The sequence below is a fragment of the Bacillus cereus group sp. RP29 genome (assembly GCF_040459765.1).
Lineage (GTDB): Bacteria > Bacillota > Bacilli > Bacillales > Bacillaceae_G > Bacillus_A > Bacillus_A paranthracis.
In genome coordinates this window covers 2,261,986-2,284,696 of record NZ_JARVHN010000001.1, presented here as the reverse complement: position 1 = coordinate 2,284,696, position 22,711 = coordinate 2,261,986, and the positions used below count along the sequence as shown (strand labels likewise).

The following is a 22,711-nucleotide window of genomic DNA, read 5'->3' as shown; positions in this document are numbered from 1 at the left end:
CATTAATTAACTAAAATATATACTAAACGTTCAGTTTTGTAAATAGGCTATTTCGTTTTTTGTTCGTATTAAGTATACTAAACGTATAGTTTATGTTTTGAAAGGAATGATTAATGTGCAAAGTAAAAGAGGTCGACCACGTAATATTGAAACCCAAAAGGCCATCCTTTCTGCGTCCTATGAGTTATTATTGGAAAGTGGCTTTAAAGCAGTCACAGTCGATAAAATTGCAGAACGTGCTAAAGTCAGCAAAGCTACGATTTATAAATGGTGGCCAAATAAGGCTGCTGTGGTAATGGACGGTTTTCTTTCTGCTGCTGCTGCCAGATTGCCTGTACCTGACACAGGTTCAGCGTTGAATGATATTTTAATTCACGCCACAAGTTTAGCCAATTTTTTAATCAGTCGAGAAGGAACCATTATCAATGAGTTAGTTGGCGAAGGACAATTTGATTCGAAACTAGCAGAGGAATATCGTGTTCGATACTTCCAACCACGTCGACTGCAAGCAAAGCAACTTCTGGAGAAGGGAATTAAAAGAGGAGAATTAAAAGAAAACCTCGATATTGAATTAAGCATCGATCTCATTTACGGACCAATTTTTTATCGTTTGCTAGTAACTGGTGAAAAGTTGGATGATTCCTATGTACATGATTTGGTTATAAACGCCTTCGAAGGGATACGTTTGAGGTAATTAACATATAAACAAAGATTTAGATTTCCACTGTTTCCTATACTGATGTAACTAGTATTAACTTGGTAAATAAAGTATCTAATGTTTTAAAACTGTTGTATATGGGGTTTTCCCCCATATGCATCAGTTTTAAAAAAGGCTTAATCTACAAGCTATTTTGATAACGTAGTATTAACACATCCAAGCTTTATTTAATACCGTTTTTATCATTAGCAAAAAACCCTGATTTTTGCTAACACAATTAAGTCTTATTGCCGTTCTTGTTCCATTACTACAAAGACCCAAGTTCCGCTATGATATATTGGAATGAAGTGAAAGATAACATGTTTGTAATAAAATTGTGTACAATGCTAGGATTACCAAAATTGACATTCTATCTTTTGAAAACACAGCGTAAGGATCTACAACAAAATAATGAATCTTGCAATAAAGATGTATCTTATTATGCGATATTACGATTTATTATCGTGAATACATCATAAAACCTAACAGATGTAGAACAGTTCATGAAAAATCAAACTACATACACTTTAAAGCTCTCTCAAGTCTTGTTACTCTTTCTCTGGTTTCCCGCATATTATCGCCCTTAACTTTTCAAGTAATTGTAATAATTTCTCTTTCTCTTGAAATTCTAAAAGGGATAAGTATTTAGCAATATGCTCATTACGAGCGATAATAGTTTCTTCAACTACAGATTCTCCTTTTTTTGTTAGTTCAATGATAACGGCGCGGCGATCTTCTCTATCGTGATAACGATTGACTAATCCTTGTTCAATTAATCGATTAATTGTAACTGTAATTGTACTTGGCTTTACATTCATTTCTCTCGCCAGCTCACTTGCTCTTAATGCACCGTAATAGTTTATAATTTTTAAAATATAAAACTGTGATGTTGTAAGTTTTGGTACTGGTATTTGCTCAAATAACTCTATTTGCATTTTCTTTCCAATGGAAATTACCATTGCTTGAATTTTATCAAGATTATTCATTTTATTACCTCTTTATTTTAATCAGTCAATTTTTAATAAAGTTAAATATTTAACACGCGTAATTTCTTACCTATAAAAAAATCGTCAATCCTTACGTAAAAAGGTTTGCTGATGCTCATACTTTTGAAGTAGTAATAAATTAGAATATTTTCCTTCTCCATAACGCCAGCGCTATCCATATAATAAAAATTATTGATAAAACAATTGTTTTCCCCCATGAAGTTTGAGGTATAGAGACATTCATTCCAAAAAACTAAATACAAGTGTTGGAACAGTTAAAAAAACGGTGAATAAAGTGAGAGTTTTCATGATATTATTCATCTCATTTGAGATTACCGATGAATATGAATCAGTTATACTGTCCAAGAGAGTCAGGTCGGAGAAAAGTTTATATGATAACTGCGGAAGGAAGTGCCATTTTGAAAATGGAGCAAAATAGGCTATTACATATTTTATCCCTGTACGAAGGAAGTGAATCGAATGAAGAAAGCTAAGATATTTTTTGATATAGAAAAAGAGGAGCAATGGCTGAATGAGCAATTACAAAAAGGCTATCGTTGTACAAATATTAGTGGATTAGGAATATACACTTTCGAAAAAACCGGCAAGAGATATGTGATGCGACTGGATTATCAAGATTGCAAGTTCTTCTAAAAATACAGGTGTAATATATCGTTGTAATTCTTCCGCAAATGGTTGTAGTTCTTCTTGAAGCGAGAGATTCATAAGAAAATGTCATCCTTTCTAGTCTAGCTTTTTTAGAAAGAATAACGTTTTTTTACACTTAAGGGTAGTGAAAATTCTTAAGTTGATGGGTATAGGGTATCGCCAGTATTTTTGAAAAAACCACGCTAAGCAAAATATTAGTAACATTAAGTTATGACACCGTTTGTTATAAAAAAATCCCCAAAAGCCGATTTCTAAATTAGGAAACCGACTTTAAGACATCTTATTCAATATTTAATAATCGTTTATATCTTTCTATTCTTTCCTTTGCTACCCTTAATCTTTCGTTTTTTAATAAACTCTCATGCCTCTGTTGTGATGAAAAACCAGTCACTTCGAGAATATTTATTTCAACATTAAAATTCCAATCATTTATTTTATAATCAATGGGATACTCAATTTGACCAATATCCTGTTCAGCGTCTACTGCTATATATTTACCATCTTTTAAAAAGAACTTATAGCTTAACCCAATTGTATATATCCCTAACAATTCTCCTAATTCAGAATGCGTTATCTTTAATACCTCTCCACGCACTTCAATGTCCTCATTGTTAATTAAATTATTTGCAAATGATTTTTTATCTTTAACAAGATAAAAATAATCAGTGTTACCTACAACTATAGTTTGATCTAATTCATACCAACTTGGTTTCCAGTTAAAAATCATAATACAACACCTCTAAAAAGTGATTATTCAACTACTTAGGGGACTGGTGGCAAAACGCGGATTTTATACGCTAAGATAGTTACTAAAAGTAAAATGTAATATTTACTACTGTAAAAAATAAATAGTCCCACGCAAAAGATGTTAATTGACGTAAAATTCGTTATAGGAAACTAATTTTTAATATTAAAGCAAACTCTTCCCCAAACAGAGAGGAGTTTGCTTTTTTCAACACTATAAAAACAATTAAATTGCTTGTTTCTTATACTCATTAATGTATCTGAACAATAAGGTTGTACCCGCTATATTAGATACAATGCTCACTCCTAACATTACAGCCCATGTAACATTCTGAATGTTCATTGTCAAAGTTAACATGAAAAAGCACATACCAACCGCAACAAACAAGAAACCTAAAAGCTTATTCATTATTTTACACCTTCTCTTTCATTTTAACATTATAATCAAACGATATCTCGCGTGATTTTGAGTGTATATGGTATTCATGTTAAGTCAACATAATGTCTCATTATTGTTAGCAAGGAAAAATGAGGAACCCTACTCTAACAAGGGAAGCTCCTTTTGTGTTCTATCTACCTATATAATTTTTATACATCCCTATTATAGTGCAGTTTTAGGTTCCTTGTTTGTTACTGAATCAGTCAAAAAACTGTATAAAATCGTTCATAATCTTAACGTGGAGGTTTTTCAAAATACTGGAGGTATTCTTTTGATTATAAAACAAAAGTATCAATTGAATAGGCCTCTTTAGCATCCCTACCTTTCTATACATTACCAGATATGAAACGAGGGGCGTCTCATATCTAGTAATTTACTTGGTTAGCTTAATAGGTATGGAGTAGTGCCCCTACAAACAAAACCCACCAGAAACATCTATAATCTGCCCCGTTACCCAGCGGCTATCAGAAGAAGCAAGGAATGCTACTGCATCTGCAATATCTTCAACTTGCCCTATTCGTCCGAACACAGATGAATTCGCAGCAAAATTTCGTATTTCTGGATTATCTAGCAATTTCGCATTGATATCTGTCTTCGTATATCCAGGCATAATTGTATTCACAGTTATACCTCTTTCTCCAAGATGTTTAGCTAGAGGCAGTGTCATCGTATTTAATGCACCTTTACTTAAGCCGTATGCAATGGACCCTGTAAAACCAAGTCGTACTTCAGCTGATGAAATGTTAATAATGCGCCCTTCTGCTCGTAGTAACGGTAATGTTTGCTGAATTAAGAAGAACGGCGCCTTAATATTTACGGCCATAATTTCATCAAAAACTTCTTCTGTCGTATTTTCAATCGTCCCTTGTGTACCTATCCCTGCATTGTTTACTAAAATATCAATCTCTAATGTACCAACTCTTATTTGTAATTCATTCTTTAATTGTTCTACTAGCTTTTTGACACCTTCAATTGATTTGAGATCTGCTTCAATTAAGAACGCCTTTCCTCCATTAGATTCAATCTCACAAATTGTTTCATCTGCAGCTGACTTATTTCGGCCGTAGTGAATCGCAACTAATGCACCGTCGTTTGCCAATCTCATCGCAATCGCGCGACCAATTCCTCGACTCGCCCCTGTTACTAACGCTACTTTCCCATCAAGATTCTTCATTTTTTCCATCCTTCCTAAATTTACGTTTGATAAAAACCTATACTTATATTTTTATGTAAAAACCAATTATTTTAAATATAGATTTATAGGTAATTTAGTTCGTTCACTTATGATATTATAGTTATAGTTTGTGATTCACTTAAAAAAATAAAATAAGGAGGCTACACAATGCAAAATGCAGTAAAACTAGATGAAATCGACCATAAAATAATGAACTTGTTGTATGAAAATGCAAGAATTTCCGTTTCAGAAATAGGACGGATCATATCCATGACACAACCAGCTGTAAAGGAGCGTATGAATAAACTTGAAGATCAAGGCGTTATAGCGGCTTACCGAACGAAATTTGAGCCTTCTAAAATTAATAAAAACATTCAAGCATTCATCATGTTTAAAACGAGCCAATGCTCTGATTTTATCCAATATTGTAATGCCGCTCCTGAAGTAACTGATTTATATCGAATTAGCGGGGAATTTAATTATATGATGAAGGTCATGAGCGATTCGATGGATTCTCTCGCTGCATTTTTAGACTCTTTAATGCAATTCGGCTTATCGTCTCCTTTAATTGTTTTAAAGAGTGAGTTTGAGGAGAAATTGTCGTTCTAATAAAGTGATAGGCACCAGCTTTCCAAAAAAGAAAAAGGAGTGGATCATCCACTCCTTTCAATCACCTATCCCTGATTTCTCTGCGCCTCTCTAAACTCCTCCTTCACCTTCTCTAACAACCCTTCTTCCGTAATTAATCGATACGCCGTATTTGCTAATGCTTTTGCGGATGTAATTAATGCTTTATCCCCTAATTCTGAACGTGCCGCTTCTCTAAATTCATTCGTATGTGCAATTAAATCATCCGGACCAATTTTAATGTACGGGTGGATTGTCGGTACGACTTGGCTAACGTTTCCTGCATCGGTTGAACCAATACCAAATCTTTCTTTACGATTTACGTCTTCCCCGAGTAATTCTAGTTCTTCCGCTACGACGTCGTTATATGTTTTTGTTACGAGTAGTTCATCGATTTCATTTTGGAATTGATGGATTTTTACTTTTGTGCCTGTTGCTAGTGCTGCCCCTTGTGCGATATTTTTTACTTTTTCTGTTACTTCCGCACATCTTTTTCTCGTTGCAGCACGGATGAAGAATCTTGCTGCGGCGTAGTCAGGAATAATGTTAGGTGCTTTTCCGCCTTCTGTAATAACGCCATGAATTTTCACGTCTGACGGAAGTTGTTGGCGAAGTGCGTTAATACTGTTGTACAGCTGAATCACCGCGTCTAATGCGTTAATCCCTTCTTCAGGTGATGCTGCGGCGTGAGCCGTTTTTCCGTAAAAATGAAAATCAAGTGGATCGACTGCTAGTGAAGGACTCGTTGTTGCTGTCTTTCCGCTCGGATGAATCATAAGCGCTGCATCAATATTTTTAAATAAGCCTGCCTTTACATAACTCGATTTTGCGCTACCGTTCGATCCTCCTTCTTCAGCTGGTGTTCCGAAAACGACAATTTCCCCGCCAATTTCTTCAAGCGTTTCTGATAACGCGATTGCTGCTGCAACACTAATTGTGCCAATTAAATTGTGACCACACGCATGGCCAAGTCCTGGTAAAGCGTCATACTCAGCTAAAAATGCGATTGCTGGTCCTTGTTTTCCAGAGCTTTTTCGCGCGATAAATCCCGTTTCATGTCCAGCTATATTGTGCTGTAACTGAAATCCTGCACTACCTAGCAATAAACTTAACGTTCTAGATGCATAAAACTCTTGGTTACCAATCTCCGGATTCGCATGAATATCATGACTTGTTTCTATGTACTTTTCCTTATTTCTTTCGATACTCTCTTCAATTGTTTTTCTTTGTGACGCTACTCCTGTCGCTCCCATTTTTCTTCCTCCTTTTATTTTCACGTAAAAAAGCCTCTTTCTAAAAGATAGAAAGAGGCTTCTGTATATACAGTCAAAATGAGCTTCTTTCTTATCTTTCAAGTTACCTTGCTGGAATTGGCACAGTATTCATAACGAATCCGCTGCCGAGGTATCATAGGGCCAGTCCCTCCACCTCTCGTGATAAGAATTTTCATAAAATTATATTAAATTACATTCATTCTAAGTTCATTTCAAATAAAAGTCAAGGAATTCCTATCCGAATTTACCGAATATCTAAAAATCCTTTTAATACACCAATTGTCTCAGGTGCTTGCAGTCTTGCACATACGTACGGAAATTCCGTACTCCCCTCAAATATCATTTGAGATGTGAGCGGTGCGCCTGCCCAGAAGATTTCATCATCAATTACGATAAACGGGAAAGCTTTATTTTGTCTTTGTAACTTTACATTTTTCAGTGGAACTGGTCCATCACTATACACCGTTATTTGCGCATTTGTACGCATTAACGCTTGCCATACTCGCTTATCCACTTGTTTTGTACTTGGAAGCGAAATAATAATTTTTCGTTTTGCTGCTAAAATATCTTTTAATAGCCCTTTCGTTTCCTCAAGATTCATTTCCATAAACCAGCGTAATCGTTTCGATATTTTTCGTTCCCACAATTGTCTTGATGTCGTGCGATCATACACATCTCCGTGACGTTCTATATGAGCTGTTAATTGTGACAACGCTTGTTTTCTCGATAAATTTTTGCGCATATAGTGGCAATCTGATAATTGAATGAACTTCCGATACGATAAACTTAACTAAATCTATACAATTCAATCAAATTTACACGAGTTAGTGCTTCATCGTGTTCTCGCAACCCCAAAGGGACGAGGGGTATAACACTCCACACGAGGCAGTATCGTTACCTCCTAGTATCAAGCATTTAATTTTACCCATCTTGATAAATTTATCGCAGCATTTACATCCCTATCGTGATGGCTATTGCATGAAGCACAACACCACTCACGTATTTTTAAACTCCACTGTCCTTCTGGTTGAACCGAATGGTCGTATTTTACGCCGCAACATGAGCAAATCTTGCTTGAAGCGAACCATTTATCAGCTTTTACATACGCAATGCCATATTTCTCGCACTTGTATGATAAACATTGAAAGAAGAAGTATAATTTTTGAAAGGAAAATGCTTTCGATAGTTTTTTGTTTTTTAACAGGTTTGAGATAGATAAGTCTTCCACAACAATCCTCATTGGTTTGGTTTTCACCAATTTAGCTGTTGCTTGATGGATATGGTTATTTCGGATATTCGTAATTTTCCTAGATAACCGCAGGTGCTCAGCTTTCGCTTTTTCATATCCGGCAGATTGAATTTTTACACCTTTTTTAAATCTCCTAGACATATCTCTTTGTGCTGACTTTTTCCTTTTCAAAAGTTTTTTAACCTTGGCATCTTTGTTTATATTTCGTTCTTTCATACCATTAGAAGCTACAAACAGCTCTTTTAACCCAACATCCACACCAATCGACTCGTTCGTTAGTTCTTGGAATTCAAAATCTTCTTGGAACCCCACACTAATCCACCAGTGACGACCGTCAAATGTAACTCTTGGATTGGATGGTTTTTTGTTTCTTGGTAGTTGTTGGCTTGTTTTCACTTCTCCAATAGACTGAATATGAACGACTTTCTTTCCTATAACTAGTCTTTCATAATTGGCATAAAATCCTTGGATTACATCTTTTTTTGATTTATAAGAAGTGTGAGAACCATTTTTGTACTTTTTGAACGAATGCTTTCTTGCCATATCAAAATCTTTTGAAGCCTGTTTTGGCACTTGTGCATTAATGCCTTTTAACCACTCATATCTCTTTCGCTTCTTGATCTTTGTAAATCGTTTCTGTAAAGCTAACTGTGAAACAGATTTTCCAAATAGCTTATAGTATCTATCACTCATTCTTTTACAATAGTTATAAGCGAATCTTGCAGCATCAGCATGGTTTTTAAGCACTTGTTCTTGTTCAGGCGTTGGAATCAGTCTAACTTTCTTCGCCAATATCATCAGAATGTAACTCCTTTAATGAAAGATTTGTTCTTCTGAATCGTAGCGTGTTCCACTAGTATTCTTCTAAGACTACTGGGATACAAACCTGTTAATTCCGATACTTGACTAACTCGTGAAAATTTCATTATTATTCTCACCTCATTGAACCTATCGTAGCACGTACGTTCGATGAATTCAATGAAGTTTGATAGATTCAATAAAATTTATCTTGTTCAACTAGGGCCGCAATTCCTTAGCCAGTTCTCTTATGAACTTCTCATGTTTTCACATGAGCGCAGACTATATGTTTATCTACTTAGAGATAGAGGATTTTTCCACCACCATAGGCTTGTGGTGTACTCTCGTCAGTTATACGAGATAGTCGTTGAACGTTCATCTTATCCATTTTGACTTAGATGATTCGAGGCGGAAGACCCATTGTTCTAGTGTTTAGGATTTAACCTTGCACGATCTGATTGATTTTTTCTGCTTTCGCAACATTCACGCTCGCCATTTCTAGCCACGTTGTAGTTCAATCAGCTTTAGGGATTGCCCGCAGTTAACCCTCACTACTAGCCAATCACTTGACTAGCAGGGCTTACTGATATATTTAATTAACTTTCGTTATAATTGGTTAAATAAATCGTAACAGTTAGTTACCCTCTCGCTCTCGTCACTGCAACGTTGACGAGGCGATGGTTTTTATGGTCAAAGAATAATACGCCAGGTCGTTCTTGCGGATAACTATCTACTGTATCAAAAATCATCATATCTCTTTCAGATCCTTGGAACTTATGAACTGTCGCTGCTAAAACAGGTATGTTTTGGTATTTCGTTCTCTGTAACATTTCTCTAATACACGTTGATAAAAAGCGAGACTGCGCCCTGTAAGGCGTCACAACACCAATGGATTGCACACCGTCTAACAGTCCAATTAACATCATTTGCATTGCTACTAAACCAGACATAATGTTAAAACGAGATCCTGAAGCAGCGTCTTTTAACGAAAAAGCTCCCATTTGGCTCGTATCAAATAAAACACTTGCTTCATTTGCGAACGGCTGCAATTGCGCAAGTTCTTTACGTTCTGAAACAGACGGATGGTCGTATACTCTATTTTTATAAATAAATGAGTTTGTAAACTTAGATATATCCGCATGCATACGTCTTTGTTCCTGCAACATAAACAGGTTCGGATGTGCTTCTGATTTATTAACAGACTCCACAATCCCGGCATGGTAAAACATATCTTCGCCAAGCCATTTGCGAACGAGTTCATGGTTTGCCATCGCAATTGGAGGTAACTGTAAAAAGTCACCACAAACGACGATACGTTTTCCAAGTGAAGCAGCTAATGCAATTTGCGGAACAAACGCCATACTCACTTCATCTACGACAACTAAATCAAATGTACGCTCATAAATAAGTGAATCAATAGCACATTTCGATAAAGTCGCACCAATCACTTTCGCATTTTCAATATATTCTTTTTCTACTTCTTTAATTTTCGCTTTTTGCTTTCGAAGATCACTTTCTATCTCTTGTATACGCTTCTTATCAGCAGATGTTGCTTTATACGATAAAATCTTTTCACGAAGCTCTTGTCGTGTCTCTTCTAAATAGAGTCTCTCCTCACCCCAAGACCCGTTCGTCGTTTCAACTAACTTCGACGCAAGTAACGTTTCATGATTTCGTATATGTTCGTGTTGACTATAACCGTAACGAACAATTTCACCAGGCGTCCATTTCTTTTTCTTTTCAATTTGCTTTGTTACTTCACTCATTAATACGTCCACTGCTGCATTACTATGAGCTAACACAAGTACCGACTTTCCTTTTTGATAATGAGCCGAAATAATACGTGATAAATTGTAAGACTTCCCTGTTCCAGGTGGTCCCCATACGTACGTTGTCGGATTATAAAACGAGCGATACGCCAATTCATTTTTCGGATTTTTCATCTTCTCAATATGTTTCGGACTACTCGTCCCATCAACAAGACGCTTTATACGATTACGTTTCAGCTTATCTTTACGCGCTTCCTTCAATCTCTCTTGCAGTTGCTCTAAAAGCTGCCACGGTTCACTGTATAAAACAGCTTCTCGTATTTCACCTTGTATATAATCATTTAATTTCAGTTCTATTTCTAATCCATGTACAGATAATACTTCCCCTGTCGCTTCCCCACCATCGAACTCAATTCGAATCGGTGAACCTTCAGGTAAGCTTACTTCCGAAATAAGCTGAAATACGTATACTGTACTTTCATAATCTGTATATAAAAAACGACCGTTCATGATAGAAATTTTACTACCACCTATCGTTTTCCAATGTTTAATTTCATACGCTAATGCATAATGCCACTCTTTCATCGTTTCCGATAATGAAGGAGTTTGAGTAGGTGTATTCATCGTATAATCTCCTTCCTTCTCCCCAAACATACTTTCTCACTATACCATATAACACGCTAAAATTTGTAAGGTTTTTATCTTGCTTATTTTCTCAATTTTCAATAATATATTGTATATAATTTTCAGAAAGAAGGAATCTACATGCCAGTTAGAAGAATTGAACACGTTGGACTTATGGTTGCAAACTTAGAAACATCTATTTCCTTTTATGAAAAAGTAGTCGGCTTACAGCTCATTAAGCGAATGGGGCACCCGAATCCAGACTTAAAACTCGCTTTTTTAGGTGTGGAAGAATCAAAAGAGACGATACTCGAATTAATTGAAGGCTACAACTCTTCCCTTCCGGCAGAAGGAAAAGTACATCACATTTGCTTTAAGGTAGATTCATTAGAGGATGAAATCGAAAGAATACAGAAACACGGCGTAACCTTCCTACTAGGAGAAGAAATCGAAACATTACCGGATGGAACACGTTACATATTCTTTGCGGGTCCTGATGGGGAATGGATTGAGTTTTTTGAGACGGAGAGATAGAAAAGAATCAGAATTTTGGCCCTTATACTACTTCCAATCCTAATAAATACTTGGAAGATAAAAGAAATTTTCGTTTTCGTTGGAAGAATTCTATTAAATATAATCTTTTTCATAAATTGAATATTAACAAAAAAACAAACAGTGAAAAGGTTGCAGGAAGCAGCAACAAAGAAAAAAGTGTTACCTACAAAGAATGAATTTCACCATTCCCAATTTACGTAAAATTTGATATACTATTTTCATAAATTGAATATTTTACATTTTAGGAGGAGAAAATGGAGAAAAAAACAGATTTTTCTTTGTCACTTTTGTTTTTTTGGATTAAAGGATTTGTTTCAGTTGATTCAAGATTTGTAAAAGTATCCACCGGAAACACTATATTAGGGTTTATTCCTGCTGGAAAAGATAATCAAAACATTCCTTTAAAAAATATTAGTTCTACAATGATTTCTTCTCAGTATAGAATAAAACCCATTATATTAGGATTGATTATTCTTCTTTTTTCCTTTAATACCATGGGAAGTAACTTTATATTCGGACTTATTTTACTATTAATCGGAATTGGTATTTTAGGTAGTGGTTTGCAAAATGTATTAATTATTCAAAGGGCAGGATCGGATTATATTTTTTCAGTACCATTCTTTGAAAAAGCTAAATTGGAAATTATTCAAGATTGTATTGCTGAAGCTTTAGCTTATGACACGGATAAAACTGATCTAAATTTATTTTTTGATAAAAAATAAAAAAGGCGATAGATTAATCTGTACCCCATAGAATAGATTTTTTAAGTTTCTATTCTATAGGGTACATTTTAATTCTCTCCTATTTCTTTTCTTAATGAGGTAGAGCCATATCGCTATCAAGCTAATATTTTGAAGTAAGCCCTAAATGAAAATTTTTCTTTTTTAAATTAATAGATAGTAAACAAGAGAATTTGACAAATCAACAGCATTTCTCATTTGTAGAGTTTTAATTTTCAGTTATCAAACCAAAATAATATCCTACGTAGTATTCTCCTCATGACTTTGCTTCTAGAGTTTAGTGGCTTTTGAGAATCTTTTTAATAAAACTCAATATATTATTCTAAATAACTTTAGGTATCAATAAGGAGAATTTAATATCCTTGCAACCTTTGAATAACCAGAAGTTTCAGACTAACAAAGAGATTGTTTGATAATACATTTATATTCATTACTTCTCCATATTTACAAATAATTTACACATAATTAAAAATATTGAGGTACTGTTCTTTATGTTGTAAGGTTCCACAATTACTTTCATCAATTACTCGACGTACTGTTTCGATGTTTTCTGGAGTCATTTTAATAAATCCTTGCTTTTCGTGAGATAATACTTTTTGATGAGTCATTTTATGCATTGCATTGATTATATGACGATCAGAATTGAGATCAAGTATTACCTCTTCCCCTTTAATTCTCTCAGTCTGCTTTTCCTTAACATCTGAACCTACATACGTACCGACTTTGTAGCCAGTAAAAATACAAACTGCTATAACAACAACTAAGCTTAATGTGATTTTAATCCACTTTTTCAAACCTCTTGCTCCCTTGTTTATTAAAATGTACCATAAAAGAAGAGCTGTATCCCCTATCTATCCGGGCAATCTATATAAAGCATCATTATCAGTAGTCAATGATACATAAAATTTTTGTCCTAGTGGTAATTAAAAATCTTAGCTTGATGGGTATGGGGTATCGTCACATGCCCATCAACTTAAACTTTTGTTACACCCCCACAACGAAATTTTGAAGTTTTTTGGTAACAAAGAAATATATTTTATCTTTTTTGAAGAGATCTGATCTCTTAGATTACTGGTAACGGGGTAGCTTCAATAATAAAAAAACACACTACTCTTTCTATAGCATCATAGAAAGAATGGCTATGATGTATTTCTTCTATTTTGCTCCTATTAATGAGTAAGAAACGACATTATTTATTATTCTTCAAAACAACAACAAAAACGGACCTGTTATCAGGTCTTTTCTCACATTTTCTCTGTTATAACCCTTTAAAAACAGCTTAATTCATCCAATCTTCGTTATCTTTAGTTACTAATCAACAGATATGTTCACATTTTTGTAACATGTATAGACAAGCATATGTGTTATAATCAACTTAGCAAATTACAAATAAATTTGCATTTCCTGTGACCCTTACCTCCCAGTAAGGGTCTTACTCTTTTATAAATAATTATTTCAGTCCAATTTTCACAGATGTAAGAATTCTCATATATTAGACTTCATACAACCTTTTCCAAGGAACAATATACCGATACACAAATCCCTATTTATATAGGGATTTTTTTGTACGAGTTCCTCACCATCAATGTAAGAATAAAAAAAAGAAGGGGATTATCCCCCTCCTTTTACGCTTGCTCCGACTGCCGGAATTATTTCGTATACCCACGATTCAGTTCCGTTAACTTTTCATTGATGTTAAAAATTCTTACTCTAATATCTTTTACACCAGCTGCTTCAAGTCTGTTCTTGTGCATTTCCGCGTATTTTTCAGCATCTTGTTTTTCTTCAAATACATAGATGCCTCCAGCTTCTTTTGTTTCTTGATTCTCTGTCCATATTTTCCAGTGGAATCCTTCTTCTTCGTTAATACTTTTTGCTAAATCCCAAAATCCTTTTTCCATTTCTTCACCAAAAGGACCTTCAAACGGAAAATCAACTTGTAATAAATATGCCATCTTTGCTCACTCCTATTTTTAATATAAAATTCTTACCATTTCTTTTACTAATTATAATTTTTTTGATTCTAACGATGATACTGTTTACATTCGTATTGCTATTATTCCACCACTAATTTGAAAATCATACTATTTATAAAATACCCACAAAACGGTAGCAATTTGAACGCAAACAGTTTTAAATTATATTTAAAAAATATGATACAAACTTATCCCTAAACTAAGAACAAACAAAACAAGCGCAGGTATTGCTTTCTTAAAGGGATCTCTCGCTAGTACAATTAGAGTTAATGCAGCTGCCAGCATCGTACCGCCTAACAACAATCCTGCTAATAAAGCTACTGTTGGAATCCAAATTCCTATTAACATTCCAATCGCTCCTACGATCTCAAAAGCTCCAGTTAAGAAATTAAAAAACGAAGGTAAACCAAATCGCTTAAACTCATCTGCCATTTTCCCAGATATAATTTTCGTACCTGTCATTAAAAAGAACAGAAATAATACAACTTTTACTACATTGATTAATATTAAAATAGCAATCACATCTTTCTTATTTATTTGATACATTTACATGCTATAGCATATACAATACGAAATTTTGACTGGTACTAGGAAAAAACGTGATCCTGAATCGAATCTCATACAAAATAAAGATATCTCCACTATTCCTTAAAACAAATTATATGCTACAGCATATATAATACATAAAATAAAGTTTGTTCCTTATGAATAGCATCAATAAGGAACAAGTATTAATAGCGTGTATCATATAATTTGTTTAATAATGATTGTAATACTTTAATTTCTTCCTCGCTCAAATTACTCGTAACGAAATGGTGAGCGTCTGTCACTACAGGCAAGATTGTTTTCTTTAACTCGTCACCTTTTTCAGTTAAAAACAGGTTGTGTGAACGTCGATCTTGCTCATTCAAAGCTTTCTTTACAATCCCTTTTCTCTCCATTGACTGTATCATTCTTACGACAGTAGTTTGATCTTTATCAATCGCTTCTGCTAACTCTTTTTGAGTAGTGGCCCTTTGGCTACAAAGAACACTAATAATCCCCCACTGCTCTGGCGTAACTCCAAAAGGCTTTAATTTCTTCGTAAAATAATTCGTCATTTTCACATCAGTACGATGAACAAGATAGCCTATTAAATCATGTAAGTTCATATATCACCTCTATAAATTAATATATAAAAGAGTATAGCATACCAGTCAATTATTCACAGTGAATGTATTCATTTTATTAATTATATGCTATAGCATATATATTATAGTAGGTCATTTTAATTGTCAAATGAATTACCTATTATTTTTTTATGTCAAAACCACCTCTATATATTATAGAAGAAATGAATAATTTGATATATTCCTCTGACGATTTCTCCCTTTTCGTTTTGTAATGCTCTAATAACATTTGATAAAATATGAAACTTACAGACAACCCAAACACCTCTAAGGATATCTTACCCAGTTCTTATTGCCACAAGATAAGAAACATATAATTAATTAATCACCTACATTAGCAACTAAAACATCAAGAAAAGACATTCCAAATATGGAACGCCTTCTTTTTTATAAAATCATTCACTTAAATCTTCTATTTAACATAATCACTCATTTATCTAAAGAATTTGATTACGTGCATAACGCCCTTCTAACGTTTCCTGCAAAAATTAGTGAATCATCAATGTCTTTGATATTAACGTAAATTAAATTCAAATAATCACATAACCACTCATGGTGTATAGACGAAACAATTATTCCTCGTTTAAGAATTGTAGCAATAAATCTATTGACTTTTTTTGTAAGAGCGCTACCCGTCCTAGACATAATGCCCTTCCAGTGTTATTATCTCTTGATTTGAATGAGGAGGAATTTGTTATTCTAAAACGTTTTCCTAAGATAGTTGCCTTTATTTTATGCTGATTTATTGTTGCCACGCATTTTCCACCAACGAATCCTTCTTGGCCACTGATAATTCTGGCAAGCTGTTGAGAAATTGGTTCCTCATTAAACACCATACCTTCAATCATCCCCCTTTTACTGTAAGGTTATGAATGAATACATACATTTGAAACAGCAATAAATCTTTTCAGTTACAAGAAGAAAATAACAATCTAATGAAACCTGTTAACTCAATTATATTAATGGAGTTTAATGGTGGTTTGTCTTTTAGCGAACTAGAATCATAATTTGATTTGGTCCTGTGCGTTTCATAACACGATATCCTTTAGTTGATGTTGTAGCAATTCCCTCATCATTGGACTTACAATAACCATCTACTTGGCAGGTACCATCATCTCGAACCAGAAGTTTACCAACAAGACCAACTGGAACCCATTCAGGTCTTTGTAGACGTGGGATATACTCTTGTGAAGAGTCCCACTCAGGATTTAATATAGGTTCACTTTTTGTAAAGGAAGGGTGAATCACTCTTCCTTTGTCATCTTTTATTTCTGGCACAACAACTTCATGATATTGAGTTCTTCCCCATTCGTCTGTTACGAAAAGATTATGCCAACGTAAATCACTTGCATCTGCAATCATTGCTGGATTCGCACTTACTACTCCTAGGATATAATTATCATTTGCGTTTGCTTTTCGTATTTTGTCCCCGTCTAAAGTTACAAAGTATCCGACATCGATTGGATTTTTATCAACCGTCTCAAACATTTCTGCATAATCCGCAGCAGCAGAAAAGAATACAGTACCGTCGAGATAAAGATTTCCTGTTAGCCCTTCAATTACAGCGGAATTTAAGGATGGTCCAACAGCAAGACCATTTGCTAAATGCCAAGAAAATGGGAATCTGGTGACTCCATTTTGCCCCATAATATGAGAACCTGTATGAATTGAATTTACTACGGTATTTAGCCCTTCTGCATGGGAGTAATTTGCATTTGCTATTGTGTTTGCTCCCTCTGCATGGGAAGCAAATCCAAGCGCTGTTGTGTCTGCTCCCTCTGCATGGGAAGCAATTCCAAGTGCTGTTGTAAGGGATCCCTCTGCATGGGAGGCAGTTCCAACTGCTGTTGTGACTGAACCTTCAGCGTGGGAGGCAATCCCATTTGCTTTGGTATTTTCTCCTTCCGCATGAGAGTAATCCGCATCCGCTATTGAGGACACTCCTTCTGCATGGGAAGCGGTCCCATTTGCACTTGTGTTTTCTCCTTCCGCATGAGAGGCATTCCCACTTGCTGTTGTGAGAGTCCCTTCCGCATGAGAGGCATCCCCACTTGCTGTTGTGAGAGTCCCTTCCGCATGAGAGGCATCCCCACTTGCTACTACATCTGTCCCCTCCGCATGAGAGCTTCTTCCACTTGCTCTTGTGTTTTCTCCTTCCGCATGAGAGGCAATTCCACCTGCTATTGAGGATACTCCCTCCGCATGAGAGGCAAATTCAAATGCTATTGTGAAGTTTCCTTCCGCATGAGAGTCATCTCCACTTGCTACTGTGTTCTCCCCTTCCGCATGAGAGGCAAATCCCTCTGCTAATGTGGCTATCCCTTCTGCTACAGAACATCCGTTATTCGGATCAGTTCTAATACAGATTGTTGCGGTTGGTCCGGTGTTTGCCGTTGGGCCGGTGCTTCCTGTTGGGCCAGTGCTTCCTGTTGGGCCGCTGTCTCCCGTGGATCCGGTGTTTCCTGTTGGGCCAGTGTTTCCTGTTGGCCCAGTACTTCCTGTCGGTCCAGTGTTTCCTGTTGGGCCAGTGCTTCCTGTTGAGCCGGTGCTTCCTGTTGGTCCGGTGTTTCCTGTTGGTCCAGTACTTCCTGTTGGGCCAGTGTTTCCTGTTGGCCCAGTACTTCCTGTCGGTCCAGTGTTTCCTGTTGGGCCAGTGCTTCCTGTTGAGCCGGTGCTTCCTGTTGGTCCGGTGTTTCCTGTTGGTCCAGTACTTCCTGTCGGTCCAGTGTTTCCTGTTGGTCCAGTGTTTCCTGTTGGTCCAGTGCTCCCTGTTGGCCCAGTGCTTCCTGTTGGTCCAGTGCTCCCTGTTGGCCCAGTGGTTCCCGTTGGAAATGTTATAGGAGGGATAGGTGGTAATGTAGGACCAATCAAATTTGGATCTAATGCAGCTGCACTCAAAAAATCATCTGATATAAGACCTTCCCATTTTTTCTTATTTAACATGATTCACCTCCAAAAAACTTTTATCATAACTAATAGATGCACCGAATCAACAAAATAAAATCAATAAAAAAACATTCCATCATTTTTATGAAAAATAAGATATTTAAATACTTAAATATTATATTCATATAAGATTAATGTAATATTTCATTATCAGTAGCTAGGAAAAAGGAGGAACGATACTTTCACAAGGGAACCTCCTTTTTTATTCTATGAATCTATTCATTTTTTATACATTCCTAATCTAACGTAGTTTTATGATTCTCGTTTGTAACTGGATTATCCGAAAAACTGTATAAAATCTTGCATGTTCCTAGCATATATTTTTTCGGAATGCTGACGGTATTCCATGCCCATTAACTTAAGAAAAGTACACACCCCAAAAATAAAAAATGAGCTCATTTCTCAAAATAACTAACTATAGAGAAATAAAATTTCCATTTAGGAAGTACTGTAAAACCTTAACTTGATAGCAATGTGGCGATACCCCTATATACTAAAAGGGGCAGTAGAATCAAAATACACGTTAAGATAAGCGGGTGATTCAGTGACGTCCACCGTGATTCAAATCTGACTCGGAGTTCATCTCATACGTTATAGAAAGTATACCTAATTTAATAAATTCCCCAGCGATTTAACAATGTGCTAAAAACTGTTCAACCAGTGCGCAAAGGTTTATATTTTAAATGACGTGTTTAACACCGTACTCATCAAACTAAGATTATATAGCTTTAGTTTCATATGAGATTTTTTCTTTTCCTACAGTATCCGTCCAGCTTATTAAAAATAATAAAATCCCGTATTGAATAAAAACACGGGATTGTTATAAATGAGTTATTCACTTATTCGAAAGAAGTTCATTCGTTACATATTACTTATTTAATTAAGAAACATTCATATACCAGCCCAAACATCTTTTCCATATCGCCCTTCATCTTGCACACGATCCAACCAATTCCTTGCTTCTTGTTCACTAACTTCATGAATTTCTTGATAGGCTTGACAAAGGGTATCTTCTACGTCTGGAGCCATTTTACTTCCATCACCACATATATAAAGATGAGCTCCATTATCTAATAGCGAAATTAAATGGATTCTATCTTCTTTTATTATATGCTGTACATATGTTTTAGGATGACCTTCTAAGCGAGAGAAAGCTGTGTGTAAAGAGATTAATCCATCTCTTTCATCATTTTCTAGTTCTGTACGATAGAGATAATCCTTTTCAGGATGACGACAACCAAAGTATAGATGTGCTTCTCCTACCTTCATACCTTTTTGCTTTTGAACGCGACGCGCTTGTAAGAATCCACGGAATGGTGCAATTCCAGTACCTGGTCCAACCATGATAATTGGTGTTTCTGGATTTTCAGGTAATTGAAAGTTTGATTGTGGCGTTCGAATGAAACAGATAATCTCATCTTTATTATGACGCTGAGCTAAATAATTAGAAGCGACTCCTTCATATGTCCCTTCCCCGCTCCATGCAGGCGCATTTACAACACCGACCGTAATGCTCAGACGATCCTGTTCAACGAGTGGAGAGCTTGAAATTGAATAGTAACGCGGTTTGAGCGCCGGAAGAAGTTCTAAAAAGCGTTCAAATCGGATTTCACAAGCCTCATACTTTTCAAGAAGATCTAACATTGAAATACGTTTCTTTAATATTTGTTCTTGATAAACTCCCTCTTCCAATAATGATTCCAATTCCTTTTTATGAGGAGGGCATACTGTGAATGTCACCATTTCTCGTATTTGTGCTCGAGTGGCTGCTTCTTGCACTTCGACACTATAACTAAGAAGGTCATATAAACGAACAGGACTGTCTAAAGGTATGTGATTTACACTGCGCCCACTTGCGCTTAATATGACTTGATCCTTCCCGTTTAATCCAAAGCGTTTTAAAATTCGGTTGACATTTTTCTCACTATTAATTGGTAGTACCCCAAGGTGGTCTCCTTCTTTATATGTAGCCCCTTCTGGCAAGGATATTTCAATATGTCGCGTGCTTCTTTCACTGCTAGATGATTGAAGTTCACGATTTTCTAATATAGATGCATAAACTGCTTCATATGTTCGCGCAAGAGGAGATCCTCCAAGACGGCTGACAAATTGTAGGCTCAAAGTACTGCGTTCTTTCTCCATGTTTTTGTTAAGTTCCAATCCAAATGCCTTCATCGCATCAGACCACATACTTTGTTTCCATTGCTCGAGCTGTTCCTCGAAATCACCACTTGCATCTGCTTCTCCGCGTTTAGAAAATCTTGTTGCTCCTTTTTGAGCCATTTGCTCATCAATGTATCTTGGAATTCGCTGATAAGTACTAGCCCAATTATGATCTCCACAACCAAAAACTGCGTATTGAACACCTTTTAGCTCATCTGGTTTTAATTCCTCCAACCATTGCACAAACTGTCCTGCATTACTTGGCGGTTTTCCATTATAAGAAGAAGTTACAATAAGAACCGCTCCTTCTTTCGGCAAACTTCCAATTCGATCGTTAAGAGCTGCCACTTCCGTTTGAACACCTTCTAAACTAGCTGTATCCGCTAGTTCTCTTGCAATGCCCTCTGCTACCCCTGTATCCGAGCCATACAGAACAAGAAGTGAAAGATTATCGGCTCCAATAATGGAAGGAGTCTTCTGAACTTGCTGCTTGGTTTCATGGTTTTTCAGTTTCTCCTCTGTAGGCGCAAGAACAGTAGTATGGCTAATAGTTTCATTTCGAGGTACAATCCTAATCTTAAAATCACCAGGCTTTAGCGTTAATGTTTGTTTTACGTCCAGCTGATAGTCTTCATAATCGATGAATTCAAAATGTTGAAGAAGCATTCCCATTACGAGTGTCGCTTCATGAAGTGCAAACTGCATACCGATACATGCTCTCTGGCCATTTCCAAATGGTTTATAAGCATGATGAGGAACCTTATCCAGCTCTTCAAATCGTTCAGGTTGGAATTCTTCCACATTGTCTCCCCACGCATCTTTATCCCTATGTAGCTGTGGAATAAGAACAGAGATACGATCTTCGCCTTTCTTAATTGGGTATTTTCCACCAATCACTGTATCTTCTTTTGCATAGAGACTGAATGCTGGAGCAGTCGGCCATAGACGTAGTGATTCATTTAAAATCATCCGTATATACTTAAGCTTCATAACTTGTTGGTATGTTGGAGTGGGATCTGTCAAAACACGGTCTACTTCTTCATAAGCTTTTTTCAATTTATCCGGATTCTTTAATAAAAAATAGATTGCAAAAGATAACAATCCACTTGTTGTTTCATGCCCAGCTATTAAAAAAGTGATAATTTGAAAACGAATATTTTCATCATCTAATTTTTCACCCGTTTCCGGATCCTTCACATGTAACATACGGGAAAGTAAATCATTTTCTTCCTGATTCCCACTACTTTTACGTTCAGCAATAATATTATCTACTAAAGAAAACATAGATTGAATATCATGCTGAAATTGACGTTTCGTTCTCCACATGAGTTTGTCTTCTATATCCAGTCTCTGCAATTGGTGCATCGCCTCATCTAGAGCACGGGTCATGCTAGTGATAAAAGGGTGAGAGGTCTCACGATAAAAGCTATTGAATCGGTAATTAAAACCACATAGACCAATTGTATCTAATGTAAGGCGAGTCATATCCCCTGGGACATCTACATTTTCATTCGGATTCAGTCTTGCCCATTTTTGAACGAGTTGCACGGCAATATCGACCATCATAGCATGATAATCTTTCATTGCCCGTTGACTGAATGTAGGCATCAAAATATTATGAGCTTTTTTCCAGTTAGGCTCGTCAGTCTCGCTTGTAAATAATCCGTCTCCAGCAAAGGCACGAACCTTTGCTAAAGCACCCTCTATACTTTTATCAAATCTTGTTTCATCACAAACTTCCGCTACCAGTTCATGTCCAGAAACGACAATGATGGTATCACTTAAAGTTTGAATTTGAAAAATAGGACCATACTCTTCTGCCAGCTTAATAAACGATAGAGTCGGTTTATCTTTATCGATTAATGGGAGATTCCCCAGCGGTCCATATGTTTTCGGCTGAGGAATGGCAGATACTTTTTTATCCATTACAAACACCCTTTCAAAAAGCATGAAATAAAGTGAAACTTTAATCAGCCCTCACCAATCGGGCGAGCAGTTGCTCCCCCCACCTAACTTCTTTGCTTCCGCTGAATTTTGAGATGGGGGTCTTACTGCCCGGCAAATAGCGAGATAAAATATCCCAGTCAATAAAAAGAACATAGTAATGAATCG

Annotated in this window: 16 protein-coding genes, 7 pseudogenes and 1 riboswitch; of the genes and pseudogenes, 7 read left to right on the top strand and 16 right to left on the bottom strand. The window is 36.0% G+C overall.

What is annotated here, in order from left to right; all coding sequences use genetic code 11:
- The first annotated feature begins 115 nt into the window (after positions 1-115).
- A complete protein-coding gene (locus QCI47_RS12130; RefSeq protein ID WP_001190900.1) occupies positions 116-694 on the top strand; it encodes a TetR/AcrR family transcriptional regulator in 579 nt (192 codons plus the stop codon).
- Between the two features lie 293 nt (positions 695-987).
- Entirely contained in the window at positions 988-1,176 is a 189-nt protein-coding gene (locus tag QCI47_RS12125; RefSeq protein ID WP_164690926.1) for a hypothetical protein, read from the top strand.
- A 69-nt stretch (positions 1,177-1,245) separates the two neighbouring features.
- Here the strand turns inward: QCI47_RS12125 and QCI47_RS12120 are convergent, their stop codons facing one another.
- Complete coding sequence (locus tag QCI47_RS12120; protein ID WP_061130810.1) at positions 1,246-1,683, bottom strand: MarR family winged helix-turn-helix transcriptional regulator; 438 nt, start codon at positions 1,681-1,683, stop codon at positions 1,246-1,248.
- Positions 1,684-1,822: 139 nt separating this feature from the next.
- A pseudogene (locus QCI47_RS12115) lies at positions 1,823-2,052 on the bottom strand (CorA family divalent cation transporter); the annotation flags it as partial.
- On the opposite strand from QCI47_RS12115, the pseudogene QCI47_RS12110 reads away from it, so the two are divergent.
- Positions 2,052-2,177 (top strand): annotated as a pseudogene (locus QCI47_RS12110) (PadR family transcriptional regulator); the annotation flags it as partial. The pseudogenes QCI47_RS12115 and QCI47_RS12110 overlap by 1 nt on opposite strands.
- Positions 2,164-2,322: pseudogene (locus tag QCI47_RS12105) on the top strand (DUF2812 domain-containing protein); the annotation flags it as partial. The pseudogenes QCI47_RS12110 and QCI47_RS12105, both read left to right, overlap by 14 nt.
- A 310-nt stretch (positions 2,323-2,632) precedes the next feature.
- On the opposite strand, the gene QCI47_RS12100 reads toward QCI47_RS12105, so the two are convergent.
- The 3 genes from QCI47_RS12100 to QCI47_RS12090 form a co-directional block, all read right to left on the bottom strand.
- Entirely contained in the window at positions 2,633-3,079 is a 447-nt protein-coding gene (locus tag QCI47_RS12100; protein WP_000577089.1) for a hypothetical protein, read from the bottom strand.
- A gap of 243 nt (positions 3,080-3,322) precedes the next feature.
- Positions 3,323-3,505 (bottom strand): hypothetical protein, encoded by a 183-nt coding sequence (locus QCI47_RS12095; RefSeq protein ID WP_001037653.1) that lies wholly within the window; start codon positions 3,503-3,505, stop codon positions 3,323-3,325.
- A gap of 439 nt (positions 3,506-3,944) precedes the next feature.
- The gene (locus QCI47_RS12090) at positions 3,945-4,709 is read right to left on the bottom strand and encodes an SDR family oxidoreductase (protein WP_309423266.1); all 765 of its coding nucleotides are present in this window, start codon (positions 4,707-4,709) and stop codon (positions 3,945-3,947) included.
- Between the two features lie 168 nt (positions 4,710-4,877).
- Here QCI47_RS12090 and QCI47_RS12085 point away from each other — a divergent pair, with 168 nt between their 5' ends.
- The gene (locus QCI47_RS12085; RefSeq protein ID WP_001178573.1) at positions 4,878-5,318 is read left to right on the top strand and encodes an Lrp/AsnC family transcriptional regulator; all 441 of its coding nucleotides are present in this window, start codon (positions 4,878-4,880) and stop codon (positions 5,316-5,318) included.
- Positions 5,319-5,383: 65 nt separating this feature from the next.
- Here QCI47_RS12085 and QCI47_RS12080 read toward each other — a convergent pair whose 3' ends face one another.
- The 4 genes and pseudogenes from QCI47_RS12080 to QCI47_RS12065 all read right to left on the bottom strand — a co-directional run.
- A complete protein-coding gene (locus QCI47_RS12080) occupies positions 5,384-6,589 on the bottom strand; it encodes a M20 family metallopeptidase (RefSeq protein WP_309423268.1) in 1,206 nt (401 codons plus the stop codon).
- Positions 6,590-6,677: 88 nt separating this feature from the next.
- Positions 6,678-6,779, bottom strand: a riboswitch (SAM riboswitch).
- A gap of 75 nt (positions 6,780-6,854) precedes the next feature.
- Positions 6,855-7,382: pseudogene (locus tag QCI47_RS12075) on the bottom strand (phospholipase D-like domain-containing protein); the annotation flags it as partial.
- A 135-nt stretch (positions 7,383-7,517) separates the two neighbouring features.
- Positions 7,518-8,657, bottom strand: coding sequence for an RNA-guided endonuclease InsQ/TnpB family protein (locus QCI47_RS12070; protein WP_095842799.1), 1,140 nt, complete (start codon positions 8,655-8,657; stop codon positions 7,518-7,520).
- 641 nt (positions 8,658-9,298) lie between these two features.
- A pseudogene (locus tag QCI47_RS12065) lies at positions 9,299-11,080 on the bottom strand (DEAD/DEAH box helicase); the annotation flags it as partial.
- A 111-nt stretch (positions 11,081-11,191) separates the two neighbouring features.
- Here QCI47_RS12065 and QCI47_RS12060 point away from each other — a divergent pair.
- Both QCI47_RS12060 and QCI47_RS12055 read left to right on the top strand, forming a co-directional pair.
- Complete coding sequence (locus QCI47_RS12060; RefSeq protein ID WP_001145288.1) at positions 11,192-11,584, top strand: VOC family protein; 393 nt, start codon at positions 11,192-11,194, stop codon at positions 11,582-11,584.
- Between the two features lie 275 nt (positions 11,585-11,859).
- On the top strand, positions 11,860-12,327 hold the full coding sequence (locus QCI47_RS12055) for a hypothetical protein (protein ID WP_000412699.1): 468 nt from the start codon (positions 11,860-11,862) through the stop codon (positions 12,325-12,327).
- A 488-nt stretch (positions 12,328-12,815) separates the two neighbouring features.
- Here the strand turns inward: QCI47_RS12055 and QCI47_RS12050 are convergent.
- The 7 genes and pseudogenes from QCI47_RS12050 to cypD form a co-directional block, all read right to left on the bottom strand.
- Positions 12,816-13,139, bottom strand: a pseudogene (locus tag QCI47_RS12050) (DUF6241 domain-containing protein); the annotation flags it as partial.
- Positions 13,140-13,994: 855 nt separating this feature from the next.
- Positions 13,995-14,300: a monooxygenase gene (locus QCI47_RS12045; protein ID WP_000323761.1), complete on the bottom strand. Its 306-nt coding sequence runs from the start codon at positions 14,298-14,300 to the stop codon at positions 13,995-13,997.
- Between the two features lie 189 nt (positions 14,301-14,489).
- Positions 14,490-14,867, bottom strand: coding sequence for a DoxX family protein (locus QCI47_RS12040; protein ID WP_000284352.1), 378 nt, complete (start codon positions 14,865-14,867; stop codon positions 14,490-14,492).
- 185 nt (positions 14,868-15,052) lie between these two features.
- On the bottom strand, positions 15,053-15,472 hold the full coding sequence (locus QCI47_RS12035; RefSeq protein WP_001048553.1) for a MarR family winged helix-turn-helix transcriptional regulator: 420 nt from the start codon (positions 15,470-15,472) through the stop codon (positions 15,053-15,055).
- 468 nt (positions 15,473-15,940) lie between these two features.
- Positions 15,941-16,326, bottom strand: a pseudogene (locus tag QCI47_RS12030) (DUF1259 domain-containing protein).
- Positions 16,327-16,477: 151 nt separating this feature from the next.
- Complete coding sequence (locus QCI47_RS12025; RefSeq protein WP_353811796.1) at positions 16,478-18,433, bottom strand: peptidase G2 autoproteolytic cleavage domain-containing protein; 1,956 nt, start codon at positions 18,431-18,433, stop codon at positions 16,478-16,480.
- A gap of 894 nt (positions 18,434-19,327) precedes the next feature.
- Positions 19,328-22,525, bottom strand: a complete 3,198-nt coding sequence (cypD, locus tag QCI47_RS12020; protein WP_353811795.1) for a bifunctional P-450/NADPH--P450 reductase — start codon at positions 22,523-22,525, stop codon at positions 19,328-19,330.
- Positions 22,526-22,711: the final 186 nt, after the last annotated feature.